We start from the raw sequence: 26086 nt of genomic DNA, 5'->3' as shown, positions 1-26086 counted from the left end.
ATCAGTCGATGTCGTATCCGGCCTCCCGGGCGATGATTTTGGTGACTTCTTCGACCGTTTTGGTTCCCCGGATCAGCTCGACCAATAATTCCTTGTCGCCGTCGCTCATCTGGCGGCCTTCGATCGCCATGATGGGTTCCATTGCGGCGAGGGCGGCGCGGGCTTCGGATTCGGTCTTGCGTGGTGTCACGGATTCCCCTTGGTCGGTGGTGGCGGTGGGGCAGAGCCTTGGGGCCGGTTCTGCCCCACCGGTGATGTCGAGCCTAAAGGCGAGTTCAGACGGCGCGACCGTCTTCGTATCCGCCGTCGTATCCGGCTTCGTACTGCGGCAGCGGGTCGGGGTGTCGCTGCTGTCCTGTGGTGCTGTGCGGGTCGAAAGTGCGCAGCGGACGAACATCCCCTGCGGCCTGCAACCCTTGGGCGAGGGTTTCGTCGAGTTCGAAGGCGTCCGGGGCATCGATGTCGACCGTCTCGGTCGGCTCCACGATCGCGTCACCGTTGAGTTCGGCCACAGCTTCGGTAGGTTCGACCACCGCGTCGACCGACCCTGTCGCCGTGGGGGCGGCGGCGCTGTTGAGGCGTTCGCGGCGTTCGATGCTGGCCTGGTGGATCGCTTCGCGGGGGATCTGCCGGTCGGCGGCGAACGTGTCGACCAGTCGGCTGCCGAGGCTGAAGGCTTCGCCTCGGGTGTTGACCGCGTCGCGGTCGATACCGCTCTCGCCGTCCCAGGCTTCGAGGTGCCATTGCCGCTCGTCCCAGGACACTCGCGCGCCGGGCCGGCCGCTGCCCGAGTCGAAGCCGTACTGCCAGATCGCTTCGGTGTCGTCGAGGGCCACCCACGGATCGGCCTTGCGGTTCGCCTCGCGCATCTCGGCGCCGTCGAGCCATGCTTGCCGGGCTGCGGCCATGCGCTCGGGCACCGAGGCGATGAGCTCGGCCTTGCTCATGTTCCGGTGTTCGGCCCATGCATCGGTCGGGTTCAGATCCAGAGTCCACTGCGGGTACTGCCCGTCCGCAGCTCGTCGCTGCTGGTCTTCGCGGACTCGGCGCAACGCCTCGGGAGAGTTCTCGCGGGCGTTGACTTCGAGCCGCAGTTCCTCGGCTCGCAGCTTCGCGGCCTCGAGTTCGGCCGTGTCGGTGAAGTCGAGTTCCGGTTCGGCCTCGGCCTGCGCGAGCCGGCCGCGGTTGTGTTCGATCCGCGCTTCGATGGTGGTGATGTGCCGGTCGGCGCGGTCGGCGATCTTGCGGATCGTCGAAAGCATCCCCTGCGCTCCGCTGGCACGTTCGAGGACGTTGAAGAACCGATCCCGCTCGTACCAGGCGGTTTCTTCACCGACGGTGACGTAGAACTGGCCGAGGGTCTGGCTGTAACCCAGAGTCAGTGGCACCCCGCCGATGACACCGAAGACCTGCTCGTCGCTGCTGCGGGTCACCTCGTCTTTGAGCCGGATCAACGACCCTCGCAGGGCATCGGCCAGCTCCGCGGTCTGTGAGTCGGGGATCGTCCCGTCGGGGAAGGCCCACATCTTCCGGGCACGGTCCTCGACGGCGCTCCAGGCTGCGAGCTTGCCGGCGACCTCCCGGACCTCGGGCAGCCGTTTCTCGTCGGCGGTGATGGACCGGCTCAGTGCCCGGATCGCAGCGTTGCGGGCCGCGTTGGCATTGAGCACGGCATCGCGGCGGGCTTCGAGTTCGGCGACCTTCTGGTCGGCTTCGACCTGTTCGACGAAGACCGGATCACCGGTGGCGGCGGCCTTGCTCTGCGCCCAGGAGACCGTCAGGTCCCCGCCGAGGTCTTCCATGGTGGGCGGCACGTCGGCCTTGCGGATCATCGCCACGAAGTTCGATTTGCGTGCCACGTACTGGTACATCATCGCGTCGTAGGAGCGGCGGGCGACCATGTTGACCACGCTGACGGTCTCGTGGACGTTGCCCTGGCGGATGATGCGGCCGAGGCGTTGTTCCATGTCCGCGGCGGTCCACGCCGGGTCGAGGTTGATCATTTGCTTGAGTGCCCGTTGGACGTTCAGGCCGGTGCCGCCCTTCTTGGTGGAGGTGAGCAGCACCCGGATCCGCCCGTCGGTGCAGGCTTGCACCAGGCGGGCCTTGGCCTTGGGGTTGTCGTAGTCGTGCATGAAGGCGACGTGCTCGGGTTTCATCCCTCGGGCCACCAGGGCGTCGCGCAGCTCGGTGTAGAGATTGCGGGCCTTGGGGCCGGCTCCGGCCTTGGGGGTGCCGCGGTCGCAGAACACCAGCTGGAACACCCCGGTCATCTCGGGGCCGTACTTGTCGGCCGGGATGTGCAGGTCGGCGTGGTCGCGGTGGACCTGCCAGATCAGGTCGGCGGCGTGCTCGACCCGACTGTGCTGCGGGTCCGGTGCGCCCAGGTTCGCCAATGACGGATACATCGTCAGATTCCGCCCGTCGGTGGCGATCTTGAGGCTGTTGTCCAGGTCCATCCGATCGCCCTGAATCTGGGACATGCGCACATCGAGGTCGGCCATCGCGTCGATGGCGTCCTGGCCCATGTCGAATTCCACGATCTTCGGTGTCCCGCCGTCGAGGACGGGCAGGCGCACCGGGATCCAATCGGAGGTCACCACGTCCCGAAACTGGTCGAGCATCGCCACCAGCTGCGGGACGTTGGCGTATTCGGCCATGCGGGTTTTCATCTGGATGCGGGTGGCGGTGGTGTTCATCTCCGGCACCGACACCGGCTTGGCGAAGGTGCCCGCCCAGTTGTCGATCCGTCCCAGGCCGGCCTCGTGCAGCAGGTCCGGGCGCAGGTACTTGGTCATCACCCAGATTTCCGACAGCGAATTGCTGATCGGAGTGCCGGTGGCGAAGGCGATCGCCTTGGCCGGCGCGTGCGCCATCCCCTGCTCGGCGCCCAGGGCGCGGGCCTTCTCCCGCAGGTGCTTGGCCTTCATCTCCAGGTCGGTGGCCCGCTGGGAGCCGTTGGTGACCGCAAGATCTGCGCTGTTGGACGGACGGGTGAGGTTCTTGTAGTCGTGCGCCTCGTCGATGAACAAAAAGTCGGCCCCGGACTGTTCGAAGGTCAGTCCTTCGTCGGTGGCCTTGGCCGCGATGATCTTCTCGACCCTGGCTTCGGTGGATTTGATCGCCTGCTCGATCTGCTTGACCGTGAACTCCGCGCCTTGGCTGTTGGCCGCGTCGAGGGCCTCGCGCAGCTCACCGAGTTCACCTTCGAGGTACTCGATCTGCGCTTCGCGGCGCATGGCGATGCGACTGAACACCGACTGCGGCACGATCACCAGGTCCCAGTCCCCAACGGCGCTCTGCCCGACGAAGCGTTGCCGGTCATCGCGCCCGTCCAGGTCGGCGGCGACGAGGATGTTCGCGTTCGGGTAGGCGTCGCGGGCTTCGACCGCCCACTGTCCGAGCAGGTGATTGGGCACCACGATCCAGGGCTGGCGGATCTGTCCGAGTCGTTTGGCTTCCATGCACGAGGCGGTGATCGTCAAGGTCTTGCCGGCCCCGACCACGTGGTCGAGCAGGATCGTCTCGTCGTGCAGGAACCGTGTGACCGCGGCGGCCTGGTAGTCGTACGGCGTGTACTTCGGGTTCATACCGGGAAACGCCTTACCGGTCGCGTCGTGGACCGGCTTGACGTAGGAGTTGTAGCGCTCGTTGAAGATGCGGGCCAGGCGCACATAGCGGTCGCCGTCCTCCCACAGCCACTTTTCGAACCGCTCCTGTAAGGCTGCGGCCGAGGCTTGTGCCTGTTCGGTGAGCTTGACGTTGAACCGCGGCTTCGGGGAGCGTTCGAGCTCGTCGCCGGTCTTGTTGACCTGGACCGGCTTGTTGTTGGCGAGCAGCTCGACCATCTTCACGCCCGGCAGCCGGGCACTGCCGTACTTGTCCGGGTAGCCCCCGGAGAATTCGTGGCGGCTGCGCTGATCGGTGGTGATCTGCCAGTTTCCGCTGACCTGATCGTGTTCGACGGTCAGCCGGTCCGGGCGCAGCCCGAACTCGTCGACCAGGAACGCGCGGTAGTCCTCGATCGGCACCCAGGTCGTGCCGATGCGCACCCCGATCTCGGCGGGATCCACATCCGGCGGCACCACCTCTGTCAGCGCGTTCACCAGCGGTGCGTAGCGGGGATCGTCGCCGGCTTTGATCGTCGCCCGCGCCAGCTTGTCGCGCACCTGCCCGGACAGGGCAACGGTGGCCAATTCCCACCGATCGGCGTCGTGCAGGGACGGATAGATCTTCCCTTGGGCCTGCTCAAGTGCGTCCTCGATCGGCAGGTTCAGCAGCTCGGCGACTCGCTGCGGGGAGATATGTCCGAGCTCGTCGAAGCTGATCGCCAGCGCTTCGTCGACATCGTCGGCGCTGACGGCCTTGTCCTTGAACGGGGTGGTGTCCTCGGTGAAGATCGCCGTCTTGGTCGCCACCGCATCGCTGCCGTCGAACTTCGACTGAAAGTTCTCGATGGCGAGAACCATGCCCAGGCGTGGATCCCGGGCGATCGCGCCTTGCAGATGCGCGGAATAGCGGCGCGGTTGCGGCTGCTCGGACGCCTCCTCGTACAGCTCCTCGTACACCTCGTCGGGGATCGACCCGGTGTAGGGGCCGGCCTCCTTCGGATCCAGCCCGTCGGCGAGGGCCTCCTCGCGACCGGTCTTGATCCGCCACTCGGCGATCGCCTTGTCGAGGCGGGCGGCGATCTTGTCTTCCGACAGCGGGGTCGGTTCGGTGAGCTTGAAGCGGTTCAGCGGCCCCCATGTGGCCATGTAGCGGTCGTAGAGCCCACCGAGGCGGGCGCGGATGACGTCGCGGTCGGCGACGGTGGCGGTGCGCGAGCGGCTGGCCTCGGCCAGCTCCATCACCGTCTCACCGAGACCGATGATGACCTTCCACTGCTCGGCCAGGCCCTTGCCGCGGCAGCCGGCCTCGGCCCAGCCGCGACCGAGGGTGAACTGCTCGAAGCGGTCCTCGGCCTCGTTGAAGCGCATCGCACCGGGCAGCACCTCGTTGGAATCGAGGTCGGCTCCGGTGCGCAGCCCCGGCGTGGTGAACGCTTCGACCTGCGCCGGAGCGGGGGCTGGGGCGGTGAATCCGAGTCCGCGCCCTCGGGCCTGGTCGATGATCGGGTCGAGCTGCTCGCGCAGCTGCGTCGCCAACGGCTTTGTGGTGGTGGGGGCAACGCGCAGCGACGACCCGGTGTACATGCCGTTGCCCACAGTCAGGGCGCCCAGCACCCGCTGCGGGTACTTCTTGAAGTACGGGTTGATCCACGTGTGGGCGGCCTCGCCGGTCTTGGCGTCGACCGCCTCGACCTGGACGGCGGGCTGTGCCCATTCGAGAGTGTCCTCGGTGGGGGTGGCGCCGTCGTCGCGGCGGCGGAACACCAGCACGTCGGTGACCACGTCGGTGCCGGCCTGCCGGTCGAATGCCCCGGTGGGCAGGCGCACTGCCCCGATCAGATCCCCCTGGGCGACGATCGCGGCGCGTTCTTCGGCGCGGCGGGCATCGGAGGTGAACATCGAGGTGACCACCGCGACGTAGCCACCGGGAGCGGTCAACGCCAGCGATTTGGCGATGAAGTGGTTGTGGATCGACAGACCGTCCGCGTTGTGGATCGGGTCGACGGGCGCGAACCTGCCGAACGGGACGTTGCCGATCGCGGCGGTGAAGGTGTTCTCGGGGGCGAAGTTGCGCTCGAAGCCGTGGTTGCGGATCTGCTGCGAGGGATACAGGTAGTGCGCGATCTTCGCGCTGATCGGCTCGATCTCGACGCCGACCATGCGCACCGACTCCGGTGCGGTGCCGACGAAGTGGCCGGCCCCGCAGCCCGGCTCGAGCACCACGGCACCCTCGGGCAACCCGGCCCGCGCCACCGCCCGCCACAGTTCCGCGACGACCGCGGGGTCGGTGTAGTGCGCGTTCAGGGTGGTCTGACGCGCTTGGGCGAAGCCCTTGTCTCCGAGCAGGTCCAGTAGTTCGGCGTGCTCGTCGCCCCATTGCGCGAGGATCCTCGCTCGGTTGTCGAAGACCTCCGGGATCGCTCCCCAGCCGGACCACTGCGCCAGCACCGCCTGCTCGTCGGCGGTGGCCGGTCGCTGCTGCTGGTCGAGGTGCTGCACCAGACGCAGAGCGGCGATGTTCGCCCGTGCCCGTGCTTTCGCCCCGCTGGGGACGAGCACCTCGGTTCCGAGGGCGAAGTCCTGCACTGCCACGGCCGGGGCAGCAGGACGGGCCACCGTGGTCTCGGAGGGCTCGGGGACCGCTGCGCTCTGATCGGCCTCGGCTTCGGTGTCAGTGCGGGTCGACGCTGCACCGGTCTCGGGCGGCACCGTCTCGGCCGTGGCCGTGGGGTCGATCTCGGGAGTGATGGCCGCGGCCGCGGCGGCGCTTTCGCGTTGTGACTGGTCAGTGGCGGGCTGCGGTTCGATGCCGGCAGCGGCGGCGTACTGGGCGGCGGTGTCGCGGGAGACCCATACGTACGCGCCGGATTCCTTGCGGACCTTGACCAGAGACCGACTGCGGTCGCGCCAGAGGGGACTCGACAGCGGCTCGCCGTACTCGGTGTCGGGAACGACCAGCTCGGCGGTGTCCACCGCCGGGGCGGATTGTGCCGCTTCGTCTGTCGAGGTGGTAGCGACCGGCTCGGTGGTCGTCTCTACAGTCGATGTCGGGCCGGTGGTCGGGCTGATGTGGCCGACCGTCAGGCGGTCGGTGAGCACCCATGAGGTCGCGGGCGTGTCGGTGGCAGGGGCGGTGCCGGTCGGGGCCGACGGCTCGGTTGGAGCCGGGTCGACCTCTTCGAAGATCACCGCGCCTGCGTCGCCGATTGCAGGCGCTATGACTCGGGGGGACGGTGGTTCGGCCTCCTCATTGACCTGTGGTTCGGCCTCGGCGGCCTCGGCGGTGTCGGCCTGGGTCTGGACCGCTGTCGCGGTGTCGGCGTCGAACTGTCCACCGGCGTGCTCGGCGGCAAGCACGGCGCGGGCCTCGGCGATCGCATCACGCAGGGTCAGCTCGGGCCGGGGCTGATCATCGACGTAGGTGATGCGTTCGGTGCTGTTGCGCGCCCACGAGAAGCTAAGGGTGATGTGCCGGCCGTCCTGGTCCCCGATGACCACATCTCCGGCCCCGGCGAAAGTCAGATCGGCCGGGGTGAGGCTGTAGAGGTCGTCCCCCGCTGCCCGAAGGTCGCGCAGAACCCTCGGGTCCACATCGTGTTGGAGGGTCCAGGCCAGGTCGATGCCGTAGCGGTCGAGCAGGGCGGTCTCGGCCGGGAAGTCGCTGCGCAGCTGGTCGATGATGCCCCGACGCACATCCTTGATGAGTGCGTGGTCGGCAACCGCGGAACCGGATTGGCTGTAGCGCCACAGCAGGTCCGCACCGGCGGCAGCGTGGTAGAACTCGTTGTTGCGGGCGTAGGCGATCGCCCTGGTCAGCACGGTGGCGCGGGCGTGGGCGTAGGGCCGGTAGGCCCGCTCGATCCACTCCGGGAGCGCGATGTTGCGTGCCTCGAGCAGCGCACCGATTGCCGCCCGGGCGTTGCGGCCGCAGGTCACGGAGCTGCTATCGCCGCCGAGGGTGTAGTCCCAGCCCCGGATCGGGAAGTAGGTGACCTTGCTGTTCGGGCGGTCCTTCAACGTCAGGGCGCAGTACGCCGCCCCGTCCCGGAACTGGGCGGACAACTCCGACGGGTCGGGTGCGGGCAGATTCGGGATGATGTTCCCGCGCATCTCCGCAGCGAGACGCTCGGTGGGAATGTCCGAGGTGGCGGCGATCAGATCGGGGCGCTCTTCGGCCATCACCTCGAAGGCGGTCTCGATACCGATCTCGAGGATCGGGGTGCGCGAGTACATCGGCAGCCCGACCCACGATCCGAGCAGCGGGTCCCGTCTGGCGTGCATGGTCATCCACGCCGTCCACTGCGCGGCGGTGCCCTGATCCCAGGTCAGCTCGGGACCGTGCACACGCTCCCATTCGGCGTAGGCCCGCTCGTACAGCTCGTCCGGCAACCGGTGCTCGAGCAGTACCTTCGCTGCGGCCTGGCGCAGCAGGGGCGCCTCGCGGGCGGCCTCGGCGATCAGGCTCTTGACCTCGGAACGGGTCACGGCCGGCAGGTAGTCCGAGCGCCGGCCCTCGACCTGGGCGATCAGCCGAGGATCGACGGCGACCTCGGCGATCAGGGCCTGCCGTTCGCCGGCGGTGGCCTCGCGACGTGCCTGTTCGACACCGCCGAACCACTGGTGGCGGATCTCATCGCGGCCCTTGCGGCTGCGCACCTTGCCGATCGCGGCGGCGATCTGCGGATCGATGTCCGGCTGCGGCAGCGTCAGCGGATCGGCCGGGTCGTAGGCGGCGCGGCCTCGTGCCCACCACTGATCGACTTCGACCGTGGCGGCCTGGTCGATCCCGTCCTGGATCGCCTCGACCTGCTTATTGCGCTGCTCGGCGGTGGCGGGTTCGGCCGGCTCCTGGCTGTCGAGCACGGCCTGGGTGGTGTCGAGGAAGTCCTCGGCGACAGCACGGTCCTCGCTGGCGCGGGCGTCGACGATCGCGTCGACGGTTTCAGCGGTGACGGGGTGCTGCACCGGCTCGCCGGTGCGGGCCTGCCAGTACGCCCCGGCAGCCCGGTGCCCGAGCTCGCCCCAGCGTTTCGGGTCGGACAGGATCGCCCGGCACACCAGGAACTGCTCGTCGGTCAGCACGTCGCGGTCGGCCATCAAGTCCGCGAGGGTGATCTGAGCCTTGACCGTGAAATGCCCGTCTGCCCACGACAGGAATTGCGCTGCGGTGTTGACCTGGGGGTTGGCGGCAGCGTCGGCCTCGGTGTCCGGTTCGGCGAGGCGTTCGAGCAACCGGCGCTCGACCTCGGCCAGGGGGTCGATCCGCGGTCGCGGTTGCTGAGGCTGCTCGACCTGCGGTTCTTCGTCCTGGGATGCCTCGGCAGCGGCTGGGGTGGGTGGTGTGGCCGGCTCGGCCGGTGTCGCGGCCGGGATGAACATCGGCCCTGCGGGGCGGTCGGTGAATTGGGCGTTGGGCAGGTTGCCGGCCAGCATCGACGCGATCAGATCGTGGGCTTGGCCTTTGGTGATGCCCTCGTCGAGGACGAACGGCACGTTCGTCTCCGCTGCCAGACGCTCGATGGTGCGCAGTTGCCGCTCGGTCGCGGGATGCTCCCGCCAGGCCGGCTGTGCGGCGGCGACCTCGCGCACCGTCTGCTTGGGGACGGGCTCCGGGTCGATGCCCCAGGTGTGCAGCTCGGTGCGCAGCTGGTTCTCCTGCGCCCGCAGCTCACGCCAGCGTCCACGCAGACGGTCGAGCCGTTCGGCCAGCGTGGTGACGCGCTGACTGTTGGTCTCGATGCCACGGTCGAGACCGCGTTCCTGTGCGGTCGCCAGGGCGTTCTTGGCCTTGGTGAGAAGATCACCGAGCTTCTCACCCTGCGTTTCCAGCTCGACGAGCTGGTCACGGGCCTGCGCCCACTGCGCCTGGATCAGAACGGCAGATCCGGGTCCTCCGGCGGGTTGCGCCGCATTTCGTCCTCGATCAGCTCCGTCAGCTCGTCGGCCAACCGGTCGCGGGAGGTCATCGGCACCGGCTGGTTGTCCTCGATCCGCTGTGCGATCAGAGACTTCGCCAACGTTCGGAACCAACCCGGCCTGTCCAGCCACACTCGTTCCACCACGCGAATTGCCGTCGGGTTCGGCTTCACGTTCCGTGTCCGCCAGCGATCCGGGTCCTGCGCTGTCCGGGCTGCTTCCCAGTCCTTGTCGAGTTCCTGCTCGGCCCACTCCTCGAACTGCTCCCAGTCCTTCCGGATCTCGGGGGTCACCTGCGGATACAGCTCGTTCTCCAGCACCATCTCCCGTGCTGCCCGCCATGCCGTTTCCTTGGCCTGCACCGCGTCCTGGTACGTCGCGCCCGGCATCGGCGGGTTCGCCTGCTCGAACTGTTCGGCCGCGTCCTCGGTCAGCTGCTGCAGACGCAGGGCCTCCCGGTCGATCCGCTCCTGCTCGGTCGCTGGTTCGACGCCCAGCCACTCGACCAGAATCCGCCTGGTCTCGGCCGCGATCGTCAGGTCGATCCCCTCGACCTGTGTCGTGAATTCCTCGCTCTGTGCCACTGCCCTGTCCTCCCTGATCCTCGGAACCGAATGCACCCTGCTGGGCGTTTTCGCCTGCCACGCGACCTCCTCGACTGCGCCTTTTCGGGCGTAGTTCCCTCCCACGCGGAGGGTTTCACGAGGTTGATATTACTACAGTAATATCCTAAAAACCACGTTCAACCTGGGCTTTTACCGATTTCTGTAGTGTCATTCGCTACGGCAACCGGGTGGCGCGAGGAGTGGCCACCACGGTCGCCAGAACGAACAGCAGCGGCAAAATCATCAGCCCCCCGAGTCCAGCGAGCACCACTCGCCCAGTGCTGCCGTAGCGGCGATACGAGCGCGTTGCACACACGATCGCACTCACCGTGGCCAGCAGGTTGAACAGCATCAGAACCACAACAAAGCTCACACACATCCCCTTCGTCAGCTCGTGTTAGGCACCGGGGCGGCCTACAGGTCGAATAACGAGAACTGACTCTTCGCGGCCTCGGCATCGGTGTCGCGTTCGTAGCGTTGCGCCAGCAGTCGGGCAGCTTCCGGCGTGCAACCGAGTTCCTGCCCGATTGCGTGCCAATCAGCACCGTCGGCGTTCATCTCCCATGCAGCGCGATGCAGATCGTCATCCATGCCGCGCCCCCTTCCTGTCAGCCGGCTTTCAGTGTGTCCATTTTGCAATATTGCTACTTAGACTACAAGAACGAGCGCGCCTTCAAGCCACTACAACGACCACCCTTGATGTCGGACTCCTGTGGTAAATGCCTTATATGACCGAATTCATCCAGCTCGCCGATCAGTGGGAAATACTCGGCCCCATCGGGGACACCCCTGGCATGAGCACCGTCCTTGAGGTTGCCCGCGGAGAAGAGAGGGCGGTCGTCAAGAAAATCGAGAAGCTCACCGGAGGTAATCGCGATCTTTTAGCGACAAATCTGGAGAACTGCCGAAACATCGTGCCCATTCTCGAAGTGGGCGAAAACGCCAATGAACTACTGCTCAGAATGCCTAAAGCTGAAACGTCGCTAAATCAGCGATTAAATGAGGTCGGCCTATTTTCTGAAGCTGATACCGTTGCCGTCTTGACCCACATCGCCACAGCGCTCCAGGATATGGGCAACGCGGTAGTACATCGGGACATCAAGCCGCAAAACATCCTTTTTTACAACGGCGCCTGGTGCCTCACCGACTTTGGCATAGCCCGATACGCTGAACAAGCGACGCAAACGGTGACATACAAGTTCCACGGTTCGCAACCATGGCTCGCACCCGAGCGATGGCGCCTTGAAACGGCAACGATCAAGTCTGACGTATACTCATTAGGAGTCGTCGCATATCAGCTGGTCACGGGGGAACTTCCCTTTTCAGGACCTGATTTCTCCGATCAGCACCGGAATCAAAAACCACCCTCACCCGCCGGGGCATCACCCCTACTTCGAACTCTGATCCTCGAGATGCTCGCTAAGTCACCTGCTGCGCGACCGGCACCAAGCAAAATCTTGGAGAGACTGAAGCCCATCAGCAGTCCCACCTCTTCAAATGCAGTATCGCTCCTCCAGAAACTGACCGGGGAGGCCGCCGAGAAGAAGGCCGCGGCCGACGCGGCAGCAGCTACAGCCCAAACAAAGGCCGAGCAGCGAAACGAGCTTGCTACATCGGCAATCCACATGGCCGACGAGTTCATCGGTCCGATCGTAGAGCAGCTCAGCACACTTCCCAGCACGAAGAAAATAGAAAATTCGAACGAGATTCGCATTTATTTCGAAAATGCTCAACTAACCATCACCAAGCCGAAGATCTCGTCTTGGCCCGAAAGCCAGCCCTTTGACGTCGTTTGCGCTGCTTCCATTTCAGTCGAAAGAACGGATGTACAAAATCGTTGGGCTGGGCGAGCACACTGCTTATGGTATTGCGATGCGCAATCCCCAGGGGAATATTACTGGTTCGAAACTGCGTTTCATAATCTGCGGAACAGTCGCCGCCTCGAACCGTATGACAGGTTACCGTCCGACTATGACGCGCAGCTCGCCGTACAGCGTGTAATGCATACCGAACAGGTAGCTGTGCCATTCACGGCGCTTGTGAGCGAAGCGGTGGAGCAATTCGTCGAAAAATGGCTCCTGCGTTTCGCTCAATCCATCGAAGGAACCCTTTCTCAACCCGGATGCCTTCCGGAAGGAAACGTTCAAGGTTCATATAGGAATTAACGGATACGGCTCGACTGAGCCTGCTACCAGGGTTTACCCCTTAGGTGGTGCGCTCAGGAGAGTCGCCCCAGAACCCCGGCTCGCTCGAGCCAAGCGTTCTTGCTCCCGATCGGCTGCGCGTGCTGCCCCAGAGCGTCGACGAGAGTCGACTCGCGCATTTGGATCCATCAGCCGCGCAACCGGTCGATGGGTGCCATCGTCCGCCGCGCTTCGAGGGAATGCCAGCGTCGTTGAGTCGCCGGGCGATTGTTCGCACCCCGGCGCCTTCGGTGGCCAGGCATGCATTTGCTGCAGGACAGCAGACTCTTCCGGGGTGTTCGACAAGTTCCCCATCGATCGCACGTTGACCATAGGGAGGCGATCCTTTGGCATATCCGCCGCTTTCGGCTTTGTGCCGTCGGCCTGCTTTCAGGCGTTTGACGATCAATCCACGTTCGAGCTGAGCGGCGGCCCCCATGACCTGTCGGACGAAGGTGCGCATCGGTCGTCATCATCATCATCTGGGAGGTGTTCTGGGCTGGGGCCGACCTAGGAACATTCGAGCGTCCCGGTGATGCGATCGCTTGCGCGATTGCCGTTCCTCCTCGACGTCAGCAGCAGCTCGACGATGAAGCTGCTGCCCTACTCAGCTATGCTGAGCTGGATCGCGTGTATATTCAGGGCATAAGACCTCAAAACCGTTGGGAATCAGGATCATCGGGTCCACCGTGGCCAGTACCACGCTAGTATCGCTAAGCCTCGCGGCGACGATCGGTCGCGGTCAACTAAGCCACGAACACACTACGAAGATGCCTGGTGAGTTTGAGTCTCGCGTTCACGTTGGATCTGCATATAAACCCCGGATCGGCTGAGGCCGAAGCGTTTTTGCAGCTGAGCAACCGTCTCGCTGCCGGACATGTACAGCTCGTAGAGTTGGCGTCGTTGCTCAGCGGTGAGTTTCGACTGTCCGCCTGGGTATCGTCCTGCAGCCTTGGCTCGTTCGCGTGGTCCGGCCAGACGCAGCTCGTAGATGCCGGCCTCGAAGTCAGGAAAAACACTGGTGAACAATTCAAATGCGGTTCGGCCGGCCTCGGTTGCGGAGTCATAGACGGTACCGCCGACATTCAAGCGGGCGTTCCGGTCGCGAATCATGGTGGCGATCTCTCCGAGTTCGGCGGCCGAACGGACGAGCCGTTCGAGTCCGGTGACGACCACGGTGTCGCCGGACGTCAGCTCGTCGAACAGTGCGTCACGGTTCGGCAGGCGGTGGCGAGTGCCTTGCAACCCGGCGTCGAATCGGACGCGATCCGGTCGTACCCCGAGGGTGATGAGCTGCCTGCGCTGCTCTTCCTGGTCCTGAGCATCACCAACTCGGGCGTATCCGATCACCCCTCCACCGTAGTTCATTCAGCAACATTACTGATAAGACTCACCGAAGCGTAACCCCAGGTAGAAGGAAGACTCTCCTCACGAGTCCCACAGTCTCGGTGCTGCTTCATGGAAGGAACCAGCAGTCCTCTCCGGTGGCAAGCCGGCGCGTTTCGGCGGCGCGGCAGGACAGCTCTTCCATGTTTGCCTACCGGTCACCGCAAATGGTCCACTCAACTGCACCGGACTTCGGTCCATTTTGAAACAAGCAGTTAGTACTGCAGCCGCAGTTTGTAATCCGGTATCCGGTCTGGTAGTTGATCTTGTGTGGTGCAGGTGGAGGTGCAGCAGTGGTCGTCGGGGTTCGCAGCGTTCTGTGGCCGGTTCGCACCGCGGTTCTCCCGGGTGGAGTCGCGGCGGCGGATGGTGGCCTATATCCGTGGGTTGCTCGGTGAGCTCGAACGCAAGAACGGTTGGACGCTGGCCGAGGCGGCCGGTGAGGCCACCCCGGACGGGATGCAGCGGCTGCTGAACTTCTATGCCTGGGACTGCGACGGCCTGCGTGATGACGTGCGCGAGATCGTGGTCGAGACGATCGGCGACGCCGACGCCGGGGTGTTGATCGTCGACGAGACGGGTTTCCTGAAGAAGGGCAGCACGTCGGCCGGGGTGGCCCGGCAGTACTCCGGTACCGCGGGGCGGATCGAGAATTCCCAGATCGGCGTGTTCCTGGCGTACGCGTCGCCGACGGGCCGGGCGTTGATCGACCGAGAGCTGTATCTGCCGAAGGCCTGGACCGACGACCGGCAGCGGTGCCGGGACGCAGGTATCGACGACGAGGTGACATTCGCGACGAAACCCGAACTGGCACAGTCAATGATCGAACGAGCGATCGATGCCGATATCCCGTTCGGATGGGTCACCGCCGACGAGGCCTACGGGCAGGTCGGCCGCCTGCGGATGTGGCTCGAATCGCGCGGGGTGGCGCACGTGCTGGCGGTACCGAAATCGCAGATGGTGGTCACGATGCGACTGCAGCGCCGCCGCGCCCACACCGTGATCGCTGAGCTCGACGAATCAGCTTGGCACGCCATGAGTTGCGGCGACGGTGCCCACGGACCCCGCGTTTACCACTGGGCCGCAGTCGACATCCGACCGTTGCGTGAACGGGGCCGGGGTCATTGGCTGCTGGCCCGCCGGTCGATCACCGACCCGGAGCAGATCGCCTACTACATCTGCTACGGGCCAGCCGACACCTCGCTCGCCGAACTCGTTCGAGTCGCCGGCAGCCGGTGGGCGATCGAGGAATGCTTCCAGACCGCGAAGAACGAGACCGGCCTCGATCACTATCAGGTGCGTGGCTATTCCGCCTGGTACCGGCACATCACCTTGTCGATGGCCGCGGCCGCCTTCCTGACGATCCTGCGCCACGGCATGGAAAAGGGGGCTGCACAGCCGGTTCCGAACCGGGTGCCGCCGCCCCGAGCTCACTACCCGAGGGCCGGCATCGGCCTCTGATTTCGTTCTCTGTCAACGAGATACGACGACTTTTCAACCGTATCGTCCATCCGGTCCGTCATTCGCCCGCACACATCTGGCGTTGGTCGTTATGGCGGCGCGTTCACCAGGCCCGAGCACGCCTATGCCATTACGCTCGAAGACATCACAAACTGCGGCTGCAGTATTAGGACGTGGGGGGAGCCCGACCCCGTTCTGCAGCGACAAATCCCCACTTAGGCAGCTTGCGAACTAATTGTCTCAGTGAGCAATTCGGCAATTATCGCTCGTGCTGAGCGATAGTCAGCACCGCCCTTCGAGGTTGTAGGGAATCGTCCGTACCTCATACGTGCGCTTGCCTCGATTGGGAGAGTGAGGTTATTGGGCGTAGTGGCAGGGACGCCCCGTTTCTTTCCGCGTCGAGTCCTCCATTCGAGTTCCTCAAGCCACCAACGATGTAGCTCCCGATCCACCAAGTAACGGTATGACTTCCGGGCTGCAGCCCCTCGCACACCAAGAGTCGATGCCACGTCGTTCATTCGGTTCTCAATTGACGAAGTAGGAAGGGGTGGTAGGAGGCGCCACTTGTGCAGTGTGCGAAGTGTCTTCGCGACTGTCTTCGTGGTGTAACCAGTAAGCTCAGCGACTAACGTTGGAAGAGATCTTCTGCCGCGAGCGGAACTAATAGTTTTCCAGAATCTGTGCACTGTCCAGTGGATACGAGCCGCTACCGCACCGAGACCCGAATAGTTGAGCCAAACATCGTGGGTGTGGTGGGCAAGCAGAGTAGATGAGAGACCAGAAGTAGAGCCGGGGGCGGGTTCCCCTTGTGTTGCAGCCGAAGAGGGAAGATTGATTTTCCAGGTGGCTGAACGGGTACCAACTCCTGGACGTATGCGCGTGACCCAGCCTTCTACAGCTAGTACGCGGAGCCGGCGCGAGACTGTGGACGCGTCGATACCGGCTGCCTCGGACAATCTGCGCACGTCGATATCCAATGTGCGCGTGCGTGCCGTACGCGCGAGAACGATCAGCGCGTGGAGGATGCGTTCGTCGCTTGCCCCGCCGGGACGTGCCCAGCGGGCGGGATCTGCTGTCACTGCAGCTTCAATCTGGACGAGCTCATCATCGATCGAGTCGTGCTTATCGAGCACTACAGGGGTGAACTGGGCGGCTGTTTCGACGGCACGTCGCCATTGCCGAGCAGTGTCGTCCCGCCCTCGGTCCCGATCTTCACGTAGGCGGATGAGCCCGGGAGCTGATGCAAGCACTGCTTCGACGTCGGAAAGGGTCTGGCCGGAGGTAGCCATACCGAGCAGGATGCTGTGGGCGAGCGCTGATCTATCGCTCCCCGGTGGGGGATCGGTGGCGAGCAATGACTTAGTACGGGCTGTCAGGTGTCGTCGGGGTCGGTCTAGACGAGGCCCGGCCGGGTCTTCGATGATCCGGACAGCGCGGCGGTACTTATGTTCGGGTGGGTGAGCATGTGGGTGTCGTGCAAGGAGCCACTGCACCACGTCCGGGGGCGCCCCCACGGTCATGCGCGCCAACGTATCGTCCAGAGCTGGGCCGCGTAGATGGGGGAGTGAGCGGCCCCCGTGGCGGTGAGGGGATCCAGGCGGTCGCACTGCCCCCGTTGCAGGGTTGTTGAGTGCAGATGGATCCAAGCTCGGATAGTGCTGGCGCAGGGCGTGGGCGAGTTGCCGCACTGGATCTGCGGCTGCGCCCTGGTGCGCTAGTCGCAGCCATACATGCTGTCCGCCCGAGGGGCCTGATGTGGTGCGTAGATGGGGGACACCTAGCTGGTCGAGAACAGAGCAGAGTCGGTCAGCATCGGTAGTAGCTACGTCCGGCCCATGGCGACTGCTGTCGAAGTCGAAAGCCAATAGTCGGAACCGCCCCTGCCTGTCAGCAAGATGCGTTGCCCAAGGGACGGTCGGCGCCAAGGCGGGAATTGAGGATGTAGCTAGGTAGTTGTGTGTCTTCTGCGGATCGAGACGCAGACGAGATCGCGGTGACCATGTACGAGTACACACCTCGAAGAGGTGTTGTACGAGACGCAGATCACTTGTTTGCGGCGTTTGAGGGGGGCAGCATTTGGTGACTGTCCTGAAATCGCTCGCGACACGCGGTGATTTGATTGAACCTTTTTCAGGGTGTGGGTTACCCTGAGACCACTCAGGCAAGAGTGTCCCTTCGGGGAGGTAGAGGAACGAGAAGTTGGCGCTTCTCCTCTACGTGACTTATTTCGAAGCCCCTGGCCGGCACGCCGGGGGTTTCGTTTTTGTATGGGCCGATCTACTCGATCAGGCGCTGCGTTGGATCTGGGTGCCCTCCTCTTCCTGTGCCTCTGCGGCAGTCAGGTCAGCAACTGTCGTTCCCATCGCGTCCGCAACGATTTCCATCAGCAACGTGTTGGCGTTGAGCCCTCGGCGTTCCGCTTCGGCGTGCAGGAACCGGCGCACGCTGGGGTGCACGCGGAGATTCATCTGCACGGGCGTGTAGGGCAGCGCTGGGCGCCCCACTCGGCGGCGACGGACACATTCGGACATGCCGCAGATCATGTCAGCTTGTCTCGTTTTGTCACTCCAGACACGCCGCACTTGCGGAAATTTTCTGCTACCTACGTGAAATCCCCGTTGGGACGATGACGCTCTGGGACAAGGTCGGCGACATAAGACGTTGAGGAGGTTCACCTGAGCGTCCGTTCTTAATATCAGATGACGTCTCACGACGCTCACATATCACTCGGATCGGGCACGCCTAGCGTGACTTCACAAGCTCTCGTCGCGGATGGAGACTGCCGCGACGCCAGCAGGAGTTCGTGGGTTTGCGCGCGTATTCGCAGGTCAACGCAGTGCCGATAACCTTCGTTATGTAAACTAAAAATCTGCGTATTGCATCAGATGAATCGCCCCTCGCATTTCCAGCTCCTCCTTCGCGTCCGGCACCGATCCCTGCCCCGACCTGCGAAGTCACCCACTCTCGGGCGCTGCCACCACTGCTTTCCGGCCCGGGCACTGGGCCTCAATGAGGCCGAAAGACGATCTTTGGCACGTCGTTGACCTGCAGGGGTTCCCGTGAAGGCTCATCGGTTGTATCATTGATTCATCAGATGAGACGTCGTGGTTTGGGGTTTAGCGATGCGACTGGATGGCTCCGGACGGGTCCATATGGCGCCGTCGCTGCCGGTGCTTCGGCCCGCCGAGCAGGTGCTCCGGCTGATGCTGGAGGGCTGGCGCAACCAGCAGCTATCCCGAAATCTGCAGTTCAACACGATCGAACAGCGACTGCGCCTGGTGCAGCGGTTCGTCGACCACGTCAATGCGGAGCCGTGGCACTGGACCCCGGCGATGGTCGAGGAATTCTCCGCCGATCTCCGTACGGTCAAACACGTCGCCCACTCCACTCTTCGCGGCTACCACTGCGCACTGCGGGCGTTCACCAGCTACATCGCCAATCCGGATTACGGCTGGGATCGGGTGTGCGAGCAGCACTTCGGCACCCATCCGGCGCAGGTGTTCTTCGACTGGAACACCGCACCACACGTGCAGGCCTACGACGGGCGGGCCACAAAGCGGCCCTACACTCGCGAGGAACTCGATGCACTGTTTGAGCACGCCGACAACGAAGTCGCACGCGCTGGCGCCTCCGGGCGGAAAGGCTGGCAGCCCGCCTACCGGGACGCGGTCATGATGAAGATCGCCTACGGCTACGGTCTGCGATTCAACGAGTTGCGCCACCTGCAAACCGTCGACTTCGCCCGCAATCCCCACGCCCGCGAATTCGGGGCCTTCGGCCTCTGCAAGGTCCGCTACGGAAAATCCCGACGCGCCTCTCCCTTTCGGCCCCGCAGCGTGTTGACCGTATGGCGCTGGACTCCAAGCATCCTCGAAGACTGGCTGGCCAATGGCCGCGGCGCCCCCGACGGCCTCGAGCTGTTCTGTAGTGAACGTGGCGGACTCGTCGTGGAATCGACCTTGCTGCGTCGGCTACGCCGGTACTGCGACGAACTCGGATTCTCCGATGGTCTCGATATCCATTCCTTCCGTCGCTCGTACGCCACTCACCTGCTGGAAGCGGGATGGGATCCCCGGTTCGTCCAGGACCAGATGGGCCACGAGTACGCCTCGACCACCGGGATCTACCAGTTCACCTCCGATGAGTTCCGGCGCTCCACCCTCCGCGCCGCGCTCGACCGCACGATGAATCAAGCACTGTCACCCGACGATCGGAGCGGACCATCATGAAGCGCACCGTCGACTACCGCTGGCGTCTGGCCGAGCTCATGGCCGCACGCGGCATGCACAACACCACCGAACTGATCCCGCACCTGGCCGAACGCGACATCACCCTGTCCCGGCCGCAGGTCTACCGACTGGTTACCCAGCGCCCCGAACGCATCTCCCTGCAGGTCGTAGCCGCCCTGTGCGACATCTTCAACTGCGGACCCGACGACCTGCTCACCGTCACCGCTGCTGATGCACGCGCCCGCAAAACCGGCACCACCCCGGCAGCGAATGTCGTCGACCTCGACCGGTCCGTCCGCCCACGCCGCGCCAACATCCTCGACGAATAGCCCCGCCCGCGAGGAGGACGACCAATGAACCCGACCCCTGACGGCCTGTCGCCTCGTTCCACCCGCCGCGGCCGACCACGCGCCACCAGTACCCGAGATGACCCCTGTGCCCGGTGTGGCCGCAACATCCCCCGCCTGGCAGCGCGTTGGCCAGAGGGGCGACTGTGCTTCACCTGCTACAACACCGCGATCCACACCCACGGCACCTGCCCGAACTGCCGACAGGACCGGCTCCTGCCCGGCCCTCCAGGCGCCGACGGCGAACCGGTCTGCGGCACCTGCGCCGGCATCGACGTCGACTTCCACTGCCAGCGCTGCGGCGCCGAAGCAGGCCATCACCGCGGCAACCTCTGTGTCCGCTGCGTCCTGCGCGAGGACCTTCACGCCCTGCTCGGCAGTGCCCCCAGCGATCCCACACTGGCCGGTCTCGTCGACGCCCTGTGCGCCGCCGACCGACCCGAATCGATCATCACCTGGAAACGCTCACCCAAAGTGAAAACCCTGCTCACCGGACTCGGCGACGGCTCAATCCCCTGCACCCACGACGGATTCGACGCCGTCGGCGGCAAACCGGCCGAACACGTTCGTGCACTGCTACAGCACCACGACCTCCTACCCACACGGGATCCCTACTTGCCGCGGTTCGAACAGTGGATCGCCACGAAGCTCGACGGCCTGCCCGACGAGGTCCGCCAGCCCGTCCATCACTTCGCGACCTGGCATCACCTGCGCCGCATCCGAGCCAAAGCCGCCGACGGGACGCCCACCCGGGCACCGATCCATTCGGCGAAGCAAGAGATCACCGAGACCATCAAGTTCCTGAGCTGGCTGCACACCACCTATGGGCGCACTGCCGCAACCTGCACCCAGCCCGACATCGACGAGTGGCTCGCCACCGGACCCAGTACCCGACAACTGATCCGGACCTTCTTCGTCGTCGCCGCACGCACCCGCCTCAACACCACCGTCACCGTTGGGCACCGTGCCGCCCGCAGCAGCCCGTCGTTGACTCAAGACCAGCGGATCGCGTGGATCCACGAACTCCTCACCGGCAACAGCGAGACACTGCCCTACCGCGTCGCCGGCACACTCCTGCTCCTCTACGCCCGTCCGATCACCAGAATCGTCACCCTGCAAGTCTCCGACGTCACCGACCAGGCAGACGGGATGACCATCGCACTCGGCCTACGCCCCACCGACGTGCCCGAACCCTTCGCCGGCCTCCTGCGCACCCACCTGGCCACTCGCCCGAACCTGCGCACCGGCGCCGGCGGTGACAACCCCTGGCTACTGCCCGGCACGCTCGCCGGACGACACCTCCACCCCACCACCGTCGCAAACCGACTCCGCGGCCTGGGCATCAACCTGCGCGGAGCACGCAACCGAGCCCTGGCCGAGCTCGTCGTCGAATGCCCGCCCTCACTCGTGGCCGACGCCCTCGGCTACAGCCACCAAGTCGCCTTCCGCCACGCCAGCAAAACAGCCGAACCCTGGGCCCGCTACGTCGGCCGATCCCTCCCCCGCCCAACGGATACCCCGTAGCGTCGCGCAATCGTCCGCCGTGGAGACACTCGGGTCCACAGCATCCGAAAACAGGCAACGTTACGCGTTTCCGCTGTTTCCCGAATGGGGTCCGGACGAACGCTGGAGTCGCCGTCGACGAGCAAAATCCGGCCGACGAGCTGGGTGGTACCAAACCACATGGAGCACTAGCTGAGGCTGACGGGAAGACTCCTGATCCCGGCGCTTGACCTTGAAGTGCACTCCAAGGTCTACCGTGAGGTCATGACAAGCCAGGCAATGACGAGCTACATGCGGATCGGAGAGCTCGCCAACGTCGTCGGCCTCAGCCCGGACACGATCCGCTACTACGAGAGAGTTGACTTACTACCGCCCCCAGCCCGCACCCCGTCGGGCTATCGGATCTACAGCACGCAAGCGGTGGATCGTCTGCGCTTCATCCAGGGGGCACAGCGGCTAGGCCTCAAGCTCGACGACATCCGTGACCTCCTCTCCGTCAGAGACACAGGAGCCTGTCCGTGTGAACCGGCAGGAGACCTACTCACCCGCCGGTTGACCGAACTCGATGCAGAAATTAAACGTCTGAAAACTCTGCGAACCGAGATGACGACCATGCTCACAGCCTTGCCTGCCGAGAATTGCCCACCCCCGACCCCAGGAACTTGGCTTGAAACAAAGAAGGAGGTGAACTGAGATGCACGACTGCTGCGAAGACCCGATGTGCCCGCCAGAACTCTGCGGCTGCGGCTGCTAACCAGCAAGGAGGGGGCTCCGGCCCCCTCCTTGCTCCTCGCCCTGGGTCGCGGGTCGGCTGAGCAATCTGCGGACTGGTTCCGATTGAGGATCCCCTAACGCGATACCGCCAACCCGGCACGCAAACCGTACCGGCCGCACGTTGTGATCCGGCCTCCCCCTGCGGGAGAACCCGCTCGGAACAACGGCCAGGGACGGCCCCTGCCTGCCGACTCGAATACGCATGAATCTAATACGCAGACCTTCCACCTAACGATGCCGAGTTGTAGATTGTGCAAACTCGGCCCCTACCCGAGTTGCCCGGACCTTCTCTCAGAGCTGGCGCAGGTGAACTGGGCGCCCCAAAACGCTCTGGGCCCAGCCAGCGCCGGGAACTCGACACCTCAAAACCCGGCACCCATAAGTACAATTTGTGGCAACCGTCAATTTCCTCTAACGACGCCAGTGGCGCACGCCGTCATTTGAGGCCTGCCAGCTTGGATCAATCGCGACGGCAAGGCTAGCGAACTGCCGTCGATATGCCTGGTTTCTCGAGGCAGTTCTCGGCGAGGCCGCCCGCCTCGATGCCACCGACGGTGTGGCCACCACCGGCGGGAGTGTAGAAGACGTGGTCCTGGCGTCGCCGGAGCGCATTCGCTCGGCGCGGATGACCTGCATCGTGAGTTCCCGCCTCAAACTCACCGGAGAGTTTCTGAAGCGCGACACTCCGATCGGGCCCCACAAGGACGCGGTGGGTCGCGAGATCCGGCGCTTCGCCCCCACTGGAGGAGCGCATCGTTAAGCCTCGATGCACCGATGGGGTGGGGTTTGGTCGGGCGTCGTGACGCAGAAATGCCTCTCTGACCAGGAAGAATAGAGCTTGCTAAGGGTTCTACTGTTCCGATCCGAGAGGCATCTCGTAGATGCAATTCAAGCACGCTCCTGCCGCTGTGTCTGCGGTGTTCGATGATCCGAATCTCGTGTCGGTCGCGGGCCTGGTGCCGATGCTCCGTCTCGCCCAGCATGCGGGGCTTGACGAGCTGGCGCAGGGTCGGTTGACCGTCCCGACCGACAAGGGCTCGAACGCCGGCAGCAAGGTGATGGCGCTGGTTGCGGGGATGCTGGCCGGCGCCGATTCGATCAGCGACATGAACGTGCTGCGCCATGGCGGGATGGGCCGGTTGTTCGACCGGACGTTCGCCCCGTCGACGCTCGGCTCGTTCCTGCGGGAGTTCCGGTTCGGGCACGTCCGCCAGCTCGACGCCGTCGCCTCCCGAGTGAATGTGAGCCTGGCCGCCCGGGCGCCGCTACTGCAGACGCGGGGCGGTGAGCGGGTGATGGTGGATCTGGACGACACGATCATCGAGGTCCACGGATACAAGAAGCAGGGTGCGTCGTTCGGGTACTCCGGGGTCCGCGGTCTGAACGCCCTCATCGCCACCGCCAGCACCTCCACCTCGGCGCCGGTGATCGTCGGCCAGCGGTTGCGGCAGGGGAAGACCGGGTCCCCGAAAGGCGCCGCCAGGATCGTCGGCGACGCTCTCGCCACCCTCCGCCGCATGCACCCCGGAAGCAGTGTTCGGCCGTTGCTGCGGGCGGACTCCGCGTTCTACGGGCACGGCACCATCGGCACCGCGCTGGGGGCCGGCGCGGACGTGTCGGTGACCGTGCGGATGGACCCTGCGGTGAAAGCCGCGATCGCGACCATTCCGGATGATGCGTGGGAGATGATCGAGTACCCGAACGCGATCCGCGACGAGACCACCGGGCGGTGGATCTCGAAGGCAGAGGTCGCCGAAGTGCCCTTCACCGCGTTCCGGTCCCGGAAGATCGCCGAGCGGGTCGACGGGCGACTGGTGGTGCGACGGATCCCGGACCTGAACCCGAACAAGGTGGAGCAGCCGACACTGTTCGACGTCTACCGGCACCACGCGTTCTTCACCACCACCGACAAGCAGTCGATGGGCACCGTCGCGGCGGACAAGACCCATCGGGGGCACGCGATCATCGAACAGGTCCACGCCGATCTGAAGGGCGGGCCGCTCGCGCACTTGCCCTCCGGGGTGTTCACCGCGAACAGCGCCTGGCTCGTTCTCGCGGTGATCGCGTTCAACCTCACCCGCGCTGCCGGGCTGATCGCCGACCGAGCGGGTCGGCTCGCCAGGGCGACGACCGCGACGATCCGCCGCACCCTCATCCAGGTGCCGGCACGCCTCGCCCGGTCCGCGCGTCGCATCACTCTTCACCTGCCCGAGGCCTGGCCCTGGCAGACCGCGTTCGATCGCCTGTTCACGACCACGCACACACCACCACCGGCAACGGCCAGCTGACCATCGCCGCGACTGCGGCACGACCGAGAACGAAGTGGACGACCGGGATGAGACGCCCGGAACTCACCCCTGCCCACGAGTCGTCAGCCCGCCACGATCAGGCCGGCCCCACCACGCTCAAGCGGATCGGTGCATCGAGGCTAAGCCCGGCCCCGCACTGGCAGCACTGACGGATCCCGGATGTCATCTTCGACGGTCTCATGGAACTGAGACCGTAGTCGGCGCAGACCAGGTCGGCGGTTTCGCAACATTCGATGACGCTTCACATCGCACGGGCGGAGCGGGCCTGTTCTGAAGGCAGGAATACAATGGGCCGGTCGACGATGCGAAGCAGCCGGGGGTAGCAATGACCACGCTTGACCCCCTATCCGACTACGTCCTCGCCGAGATCACGAGCCCGCTCCTCTCGGTGCTGCGCCGTGAGGCGCCCCACACGCGTGTCGAGTTCGACGCCCTTCCCGTCGCGGATGTCGTCTCGCCGATCGATCTCCTTCGCCGCGACATCACGATCGTCGGTACGGGTCGGGGTGTGCCCGGCAAGCGTGCGTCCCTGTTCTCCGACCGATTCGTGTGCATCGTTGATGCGGCGAACCCCGCCCTCGAAGACGGAACTCTGTCGCTCGAGGCACTGAGTCGCCTCCCGTACGTCCGCTCCGTCTTCGGTCCGCATGTCTCCACCCACGTCGACGACATGCTGAGCGCGGCGGGCATCGTGCCCCGCACAGCGGTCACCGTGCAGGGTTTCATGCCGGTTCCGTTCGCGGTCGCCGGCACCCGATGGGTCGGCTGGGTTCCGGAGCGGACGGCGAATCGCTATGCCGCCTCGCTGGGCCTCGTCATCGCCGAAACCTCGATCGCGCCCAGCGTTCTCGTGGAGGCGGCGCACTGGCACCCCTCGAAGTCCGACGATGCCGCACTGCAGTGGCTCGTCCAGCAGCTACGGAGGGCGGCCGAGCTGGTGGAGTTCGGCGAGGACGAGTAGGACCTCCCGTCACGCGGGCCGCGAGGTCTCAGGCCCCCGGAGTCAGCACTTCGGGGCGCGTGCCGAGCACGACGCGCTCGAGAAGATCGGCGAAGCCCACCGGGTCCTCGGCGAAGGGACTGTGACCGTGCGCGATCCGCACCACGTCGTCGGAACACCGAGTGGCGAGCGCCTCCTGAAAGGGGGGAGGGATGATCGCATCGTTCTCGGTCAGGATGTAGGTCACTGGCTTCGTGTGCCACGCGACGCGGGTCACGGGCTCGGTGAGGGCGCGGTACGAGTGCGGGCGTAACACGTCCGCGAGCTGTTCGGCGACCGGCGCGGCCTCGGGCGGAAGATCGGCGGCGAGCATCGCGACCCGCTCGGCGCGACTGTGTCCCACCGAGACCATGCCATCCGCGACATCCCACCAGTCGGGCTGTGTCCCACCCTTCGTCGAGAGGACGCTCTCGCCCTCGCCCAGGGCGAAGGCGGCGACGTACACGATGCGTTCCACGTTCGGGTGGTCTCCCGCTTCCGTCACGGGGATGCCGCCATAGGAGTGCGCGACGAGGATGGCGGGTTCGGGAGAGGCGTCGAGAGCTGCGGTGACAGCTCCGGCGTCGTCGGCGATCCCGACGGTCGACCCGACGGACGGCAAGCTGACCGTGTCGATGATCCAACCGCGATCGTGCAGCACATCGACGAGGGCGCCGAACTCCCAGGGACCCACCCATGCGCCGTGGACCAGAATCAATCGGGGTCGGGCTTGCTCGGTCATCTTCGACCTTCTTTCGTGTCGGATACACGCGAGACGTCGTC

At 65.0% G+C, this 26086-nt stretch carries 17 protein-coding genes; 8 read left to right on the top strand and 9 right to left on the bottom strand.

Going from position 1 to position 26086, the window contains the following annotated elements; all coding sequences use genetic code 11:
* Position 1 precedes the first annotated feature (1 nt).
* From M3330_RS24055 to M3330_RS24035, 5 genes are all read right to left on the bottom strand, one after another.
* Entirely contained in the window at positions 2-190 is a 189-nt protein-coding gene (locus tag M3330_RS24055) for a hypothetical protein (RefSeq protein WP_006554218.1), read from the bottom strand.
* Between the two features lie 85 nt (positions 191-275).
* Entirely contained in the window at positions 276-9200 is an 8925-nt protein-coding gene (locus tag M3330_RS24050) for a helicase-related protein (protein WP_255029348.1), read from the bottom strand.
* Between the two features lie 281 nt (positions 9201-9481).
* Positions 9482-10111, bottom strand: a complete 630-nt coding sequence (locus M3330_RS24045; protein ID WP_255029196.1) for a hypothetical protein — start codon at positions 10109-10111, stop codon at positions 9482-9484.
* 196 nt (positions 10112-10307) lie between these two features.
* On the bottom strand, positions 10308-10505 hold the full coding sequence (locus M3330_RS24040; protein WP_255029194.1) for a hypothetical protein: 198 nt from the start codon (positions 10503-10505) through the stop codon (positions 10308-10310).
* 41 nt (positions 10506-10546) lie between these two features.
* Positions 10547-10723, bottom strand: a complete 177-nt coding sequence (locus M3330_RS24035) for a hypothetical protein (RefSeq protein ID WP_006554216.1) — start codon at positions 10721-10723, stop codon at positions 10547-10549.
* A gap of 137 nt (positions 10724-10860) precedes the next feature.
* Here M3330_RS24035 and M3330_RS24030 point away from each other — a divergent pair, with 137 nt between their 5' ends.
* On the top strand, positions 10861-12297 hold the full coding sequence (locus tag M3330_RS24030) for a serine/threonine-protein kinase (RefSeq protein WP_255029192.1): 1437 nt from the start codon (positions 10861-10863) through the stop codon (positions 12295-12297).
* A gap of 40 nt (positions 12298-12337) precedes the next feature.
* Here M3330_RS24030 and M3330_RS24615 read toward each other — a convergent pair whose 3' ends face one another.
* Positions 12338-12754, bottom strand: coding sequence for a recombinase family protein (locus tag M3330_RS24615; protein ID WP_369683132.1), 417 nt, complete (start codon positions 12752-12754; stop codon positions 12338-12340).
* Between the two features lie 323 nt (positions 12755-13077).
* Entirely contained in the window at positions 13078-13665 is a 588-nt protein-coding gene (locus M3330_RS24025; RefSeq protein ID WP_255029191.1) for a recombinase family protein, read from the bottom strand.
* Positions 13666-13974: 309 nt separating this feature from the next.
* Here M3330_RS24025 and M3330_RS24020 point away from each other — a divergent pair, with 309 nt between their 5' ends.
* The gene (locus M3330_RS24020; protein WP_219129076.1) at positions 13975-15162 is read left to right on the top strand and encodes an IS701 family transposase; all 1188 of its coding nucleotides are present in this window, start codon (positions 13975-13977) and stop codon (positions 15160-15162) included.
* Between the two features lie 2285 nt (positions 15163-17447).
* On the opposite strand, the gene M3330_RS24015 is transcribed toward M3330_RS24020, so the two are convergent.
* Entirely contained in the window at positions 17448-17693 is a 246-nt protein-coding gene (locus tag M3330_RS24015) for a hypothetical protein (protein ID WP_138941586.1), read from the bottom strand.
* 591 nt (positions 17694-18284) lie between these two features.
* Here M3330_RS24015 and M3330_RS24010 point away from each other — a divergent pair.
* The 6 genes from M3330_RS24010 (at position 18285) to M3330_RS23985 (ending at position 25285) form a co-directional block, all read left to right on the top strand.
* On the top strand, positions 18285-19391 hold the full coding sequence (locus M3330_RS24010) for a tyrosine-type recombinase/integrase (protein ID WP_031264746.1): 1107 nt from the start codon (positions 18285-18287) through the stop codon (positions 19389-19391).
* Positions 19388-19720 carry a helix-turn-helix transcriptional regulator gene (locus M3330_RS24005; RefSeq protein ID WP_255026407.1) on the top strand — a complete coding sequence of 111 codons (333 nt, stop codon included), beginning with the start codon at positions 19388-19390 and terminating at the stop codon, positions 19718-19720. The genes M3330_RS24010 and M3330_RS24005 overlap by 4 nt, the downstream gene beginning before the upstream one ends.
* A gap of 24 nt (positions 19721-19744) precedes the next feature.
* On the top strand, positions 19745-21262 hold the full coding sequence (locus M3330_RS24000; protein WP_083961625.1) for a recombinase XerD: 1518 nt from the start codon (positions 19745-19747) through the stop codon (positions 21260-21262).
* A 243-nt stretch (positions 21263-21505) separates the two neighbouring features.
* The gene (locus M3330_RS23995; RefSeq protein WP_198150781.1) at positions 21506-21934 is read left to right on the top strand and encodes a heavy metal-responsive transcriptional regulator; all 429 of its coding nucleotides are present in this window, start codon (positions 21506-21508) and stop codon (positions 21932-21934) included.
* 962 nt (positions 21935-22896) lie between these two features.
* Positions 22897-24303, top strand: a complete 1407-nt coding sequence (locus tag M3330_RS23990) for an IS1380 family transposase (protein ID WP_082908796.1) — start codon at positions 22897-22899, stop codon at positions 24301-24303.
* A gap of 346 nt (positions 24304-24649) precedes the next feature.
* A complete protein-coding gene (locus M3330_RS23985; protein ID WP_209912233.1) occupies positions 24650-25285 on the top strand; it encodes a LysR substrate-binding domain-containing protein in 636 nt (211 codons plus the stop codon).
* 28 nt (positions 25286-25313) lie between these two features.
* Here M3330_RS23985 and M3330_RS23980 read toward each other — a convergent pair whose 3' ends face one another.
* Positions 25314-26045: an alpha/beta hydrolase gene (locus tag M3330_RS23980; RefSeq protein WP_255029186.1), complete on the bottom strand. Its 732-nt coding sequence runs from the start codon at positions 26043-26045 to the stop codon at positions 25314-25316.
* Between the last annotated feature and the right edge of the window lie 41 nt (positions 26046-26086).

The organism is Rhodococcus sp. GA1, assembly GCF_024321955.1.
In the GTDB taxonomy this organism is placed as follows: Bacteria; Actinomycetota; Actinomycetes; order Mycobacteriales; family Mycobacteriaceae; genus Rhodococcus; species Rhodococcus pyridinivorans.
Note: the sequence above shows the minus strand (reverse complement) of the source record. Positions and strands in the feature narration are given on the sequence as shown.

Excerpts from the sequence above, each read along its gene's own strand:
- M3330_RS24035 (WP_006554216.1), bottom strand. The coding sequence starts at position 10,723 with ATGGATGACGATCTGCATCGCGCTGCATGGGAGATGAACGCCGACGGT.
- M3330_RS24030 (WP_255029192.1), top strand. The coding sequence starts at position 10,861 with ATGACCGAATTCATCCAGCTCGCCGATCAGTGGGAAATACTCGGCCCC.
- M3330_RS24615 (WP_369683132.1), bottom strand. The coding sequence starts at position 12,754 with ATGGGGGCCGCCGCTCAGCTCGAACGTGGATTGATCGTCAAACGCCTG.
- M3330_RS24015 (WP_138941586.1), bottom strand. The coding sequence starts at position 17,693 with ATGTCCGAATGTGTCCGTCGCCGCCGAGTGGGGCGCCCAGCGCTGCCC.
- M3330_RS24010 (WP_031264746.1), top strand. The coding sequence starts at position 18,285 with ATGCGACTGGATGGCTCCGGACGGGTCCATATGGCGCCGTCGCTGCCG.
- M3330_RS24005 (WP_255026407.1), top strand. The coding sequence starts at position 19,388 with ATGAAGCGCACCGTCGACTACCGCTGGCGTCTGGCCGAGCTCATGGCC.
- M3330_RS24000 (WP_083961625.1), top strand. The coding sequence starts at position 19,745 with ATGAACCCGACCCCTGACGGCCTGTCGCCTCGTTCCACCCGCCGCGGC.
- M3330_RS23995 (WP_198150781.1), top strand. The coding sequence starts at position 21,506 with ATGACAAGCCAGGCAATGACGAGCTACATGCGGATCGGAGAGCTCGCC.
- M3330_RS23990 (WP_082908796.1), top strand. The coding sequence starts at position 22,897 with ATGCAATTCAAGCACGCTCCTGCCGCTGTGTCTGCGGTGTTCGATGAT.
- M3330_RS23985 (WP_209912233.1), top strand. The coding sequence starts at position 24,650 with ATGACCACGCTTGACCCCCTATCCGACTACGTCCTCGCCGAGATCACG.
- M3330_RS23980 (WP_255029186.1), bottom strand. The coding sequence starts at position 26,045 with ATGACCGAGCAAGCCCGACCCCGATTGATTCTGGTCCACGGCGCATGG.